Here is a 3,892-nt window from a genome sequence, read left to right as displayed (position 1 = left end):
CAGTGAAAAGCTAGTTAGTTATCTTGCTCGTTATACCCGAAAAGGCGTGATGTCAGAATCGCGCTTAGTGTCAGCGAATGAGCAGTCAGTGAGCTTTAAATATCGCGATTATGCAGATAACAATTGCGATAAAGTCATGACTCTGAGTTGTGATGAGTTTTTACGACGTTACTTACAACATGTATTGCCGAAAGGGTTTATGCGCATTCGCCACTATGGCTTTTTAGCTAATGCGTGTCGCAAGCGAAAGTTAGGGTTAATAAAGGCTCAAGTATCAGCAACCCCATGCAAAGCGGTGAAGCCGAAGGTAGAGCAAGAACGATTAATACCCCATTGGTCTTGCCAGTCATGCAAGACAGGTACTTTACGATTTATTGGTGTGGTGAATTTAGATGAGGCGACAAATAAAATACCGCGAACGAGTTAGCAGCCTTGCTTGCTGCATCAAATCAATAAGTTAACCTGCTTAATTGCTCAGGCTAATAGCGACTGTGCGAGCGAAAAATATCCTTGCTTAACGGTTAAACATTCGGTTTAATGAATACATAATAAGCGCTGAGCAATGCAGGGAAAGCTTAAATTATAATAGGTAAGCGTATTAAATTAGCTGATTTAGCTAGAGCCTCTAAAAAGCAAATTCCCATAGCATAAACAACACCAACTCTGACACACCGAGCAGGTAGCGCCTCAGTCCAACAAGCGATTATGCAACACAAACTGCGTGTCGCATAAATACTAAAATGTTAGGTGCTTTGGTGAAAAATAGGTTTATATCGGAATGGGAACCAACGCTGCTGTCAGAAGAAATTTTGGCTAGTGGCATCTGGTTTTACGATGACCAAGTACCGTTTAATGCTAAGTTACTTAGGCAAAAATACGATTACACATCTTTCGATTTACCAGCAATAGAAATGGCCGTTCATCCATATAATTTGGATTATATCGATTACTCCATTAGTGATGAGGGTTTTTTATACTTCTGGCAATTTGAAGGAAAAGGGCGCAAAAGTAAGTCATCTACATTTAGTACTTATTTCGCCGCAAGGGACCACATAAATTCCTACGGTACAAAATATGATATTTCATGGTAAGCACGCACCTAACAAAAAAATCAAGTCACTCACTTCGTTCGCTGGGACGCATACACGTGGGCTGCTTCGCATTATAGCCCACGCGCCTGCGCCCCTTATTTAAAAGTTAGGCTACTCAAAAAATTTTTTAACCGACTGAGCATAAAAGAGGTATCAATTGCTTAAATTAAAACCACATCGATATTTTCAACTTCTGGGTCTTTACGGGGTTCTGTTTTTAATTCCTATTTTACAACAACAAATAAATGATCTATCTGGACTAGAAGATGATTACAAAAGAAAACAAAATGAGGCTGTTATCCAACATATGTATTACGATGTTAAGCAGTTAGTATGCAAACAGCTTGGACAAGAAGCCACTACTCATGATTGCAAAAAAGGTATATATCAGGATATGCAATTGAGCTTTGCGATAGAAAGTGAAAAAAAAGCAGCAGAAGACAAGGCTGAACTTTTAAGTAAATATTGGTACATATATTACTTCATTGCAATCATAGGGCTAATTGGTAACTATCTTGAATACCGAAAAGAATATAAAGATTCAATAGTATCGCCTCAACCGTAGCCTAACAAACCAAGCAAGCGGGACAATTACATGTGGGCTCCCGTCACTTCGTTCCGTAATTTAGCCCACATGCAATAGCCCCTTCTTGGGGCGTTATATGGCTGTAAACATCGCCTGTCGCCCCACTGTCGTGTGAATTTCGTAACCGACAATCGATTAAAACATGGATAGTTTCCTCTCGCATTGGTAAGGAGCCCAAATGATAGTCAAACGTCTTAGAGAAAAACGAAACTGGTCACAAGAACAACTTGCCACCTTAAGTGGCTTGAGTACGAGAACTATTCAACGAATAGAAAGTGGAAACAAGGCCAGTATAGAATCTCTTAAAGCCCTTGCCTCTGTGTTTGAAATTGACATTTCTAAACTTCAAGAGGAAATTATCGTGATAGACAAAACATCTAAAGAATGGAACAAAGAGCCGTTATGGGTCAGGTTTTCGTTTTGGGGAGTAAAAGCAAGAAAGCAAATTATTATGTTAGAAATGATGACGGTGCTCTTAGGCCTATTAACTTGGCTCATAAAACCCGACGTTATTGTAACGCCGGCATTTTTTCTTCTAGCTTACATATTTTCTAACATGAAGCATTATATTGATACGAAGAAATATTGGTGAGTAGCGATATAACAACTCAATTAACTCACTCACTTCGTTCGCTGGGACGCATACACGTAGGGCGGCTTCGTCATTTTGCCCTACGTGCCTGCGCCCGTTATTGAAAAGTTATATTTTTTTCGAGTTAGTAGGAATTTTTAAAGGGATTTGAATTGAATGAAATTTATCAAACTTACAGTGCTAATATTATTTGCTTTAATTATTGGTGCAGCTCTGTCATACCAGAAAATCATCTCAGACATATTGATACCGCAGTATGTTGACTGGGCTTATGAAACTGAAAGAAAAGGCTCTGAGTCAGGAATTCCGCTAAATTCACGAGAATTAGCTTTGGCAGCTGATATAGGAATTCAAAAACCAGAGAAAGTTAGGATTGTACATGTTGAAGAAGTACCGTTTCCATACGAAAACTTCGCTCTAAAAACACTAGGTGAAGCACTAGGTTTTATTGGTGAAGGTATTACCAATAATGCTCAGGCTTTCGGGTATTCCATTTATGTTCGTAATGAATATGAGCTCAATAGGCCAAAATTGGCTCATGAATTGGTTCATGTGCTACAAATCGAAAGAACTAGTCTTGACCAAGTGATAACTCAGCACTTCTCTGACATAGCTGAATTTGGTTATGACAAAGCACCTCTAGAAGTCGAGGCTTTTAAAGCAAATAAACAGTATGCAGCTGATTGGTAATTAAGGTTAAAGGGGTCAAATTTTGACTTCATACATCAAGGTTTACCAGTGTCTGCTGATGCCACATTAGCTAAGTTTGCAAGAGTAAGCCTATCAAATTAACTATATCCATAAACCTTTACTGTACTTGAGTGGCTAGCAATATACGGGTGATCTCTTCCAGCGTTAATTGAGAAATTAGCTTAATTCCAGTATTGAATGGGGAAATATTCCAACTTCCTATTGGAAATTCACTTATCAAAGCCTTGTCTTATATTAAGCCCTGTTCCAAGCTTAAATGAGAAAGAACATAAGTGAGGTTGTTTTAGCTGTTTAGAGGTGATACTTAGAACCTCTTTTAGAGTTATGGTAATACTAAGCAAATAAAATTTTAGAAATAAGGTATTTATAGGTGTTTTTTAATAGGGCAGTGTTTTTAGTTTTTACTTTATTATCGGGCTGTTCTATAGCTAAAAATGCTGATACATTTTCTTTAAGCGAAATGAGTGAAACACAATACTTGCTTGAAACATCAACGCAGCCAACTATTAAAGTTATTGCTGATATGCAAGGAGCTGACGAGCTAGAATTAGTAAGGGTTTATGATTTAACGTGTAATGGTGTTAACTACCAAGTGCCTGCCGTTAAAGGAGATATCGAAAACGCAGAATCTATTGCTGAACACATAGAGTATTTTATATTTAAAAACGTAGACGATGATTTATCAGCGATTAAAACAATCGGATCTATTGAGGTTAAAAGGCGAAGTGACGGTATTGTAGTTAATAAGCACACCATCGACCCATTACTGGGTAGTTTTAATAAAAACCTGTGTAACAGTATTAACCGCAGCGGCGATATGGATTACCCAATACAATTTGCAGGCGTTGGTAATTAGTATTTAAAAACTAACTTAAATGTTATTTACGAGGTAACTATAAAGCCCCTGTGTTA

General features: G+C 37.9%; 6 protein-coding genes. All 6 read left to right on the top strand.

What is annotated here, in order from left to right; genetic code table 11:
* Positions 1 to 427, top strand: a 427-nt coding sequence (locus CWC11_RS18520; protein WP_171038453.1) for a transposase, incomplete at its 5' end; no start/stop codon positions are given.
* Between the two features lie 328 nt (positions 428 to 755).
* Positions 756 to 1,091 carry a hypothetical protein gene (locus tag CWC11_RS18515; protein ID WP_138683876.1) on the top strand — a complete coding sequence of 112 codons (336 nt, stop codon included), beginning with the start codon at positions 756 to 758 and terminating at the stop codon, positions 1,089 to 1,091.
* Between the two features lie 157 nt (positions 1,092 to 1,248).
* Positions 1,249 to 1,656, top strand: coding sequence for a hypothetical protein (locus tag CWC11_RS18510; RefSeq protein ID WP_138683875.1), 408 nt, complete (start codon positions 1,249 to 1,251; stop codon positions 1,654 to 1,656).
* Positions 1,657 to 1,855: 199 nt separating this feature from the next.
* On the top strand, positions 1,856 to 2,269 hold the full coding sequence (locus tag CWC11_RS18505) for a helix-turn-helix domain-containing protein (RefSeq protein WP_138683874.1): 414 nt from the start codon (positions 1,856 to 1,858) through the stop codon (positions 2,267 to 2,269).
* Positions 2,270 to 2,425: 156 nt separating this feature from the next.
* Positions 2,426 to 2,959: a hypothetical protein gene (locus CWC11_RS18500; RefSeq protein WP_138683873.1), complete on the top strand. Its 534-nt coding sequence runs from the start codon at positions 2,426 to 2,428 to the stop codon at positions 2,957 to 2,959.
* A gap of 391 nt (positions 2,960 to 3,350) precedes the next feature.
* The gene (locus CWC11_RS18495; protein ID WP_138683872.1) at positions 3,351 to 3,836 is read left to right on the top strand and encodes a hypothetical protein; all 486 of its coding nucleotides are present in this window, start codon (positions 3,351 to 3,353) and stop codon (positions 3,834 to 3,836) included.
* Positions 3,837 to 3,892 lie beyond the last annotated feature (56 nt).

This window comes from Pseudoalteromonas sp. S3178 (assembly GCF_005886985.1).
Lineage (GTDB): Bacteria > Pseudomonadota > Gammaproteobacteria > Enterobacterales > Alteromonadaceae > Pseudoalteromonas > Pseudoalteromonas carrageenovora.
This window is presented reverse-complemented; position numbering and strand designations above follow the sequence as displayed.

Excerpts from the sequence above, each read along its gene's own strand:
- CWC11_RS18500 (WP_138683873.1), top strand. The coding sequence starts at position 2,426 with ATGAAATTTATCAAACTTACAGTGCTAATATTATTTGCTTTAATTATT.
- CWC11_RS18505 (WP_138683874.1), top strand. The coding sequence starts at position 1,856 with ATGATAGTCAAACGTCTTAGAGAAAAACGAAACTGGTCACAAGAACAA.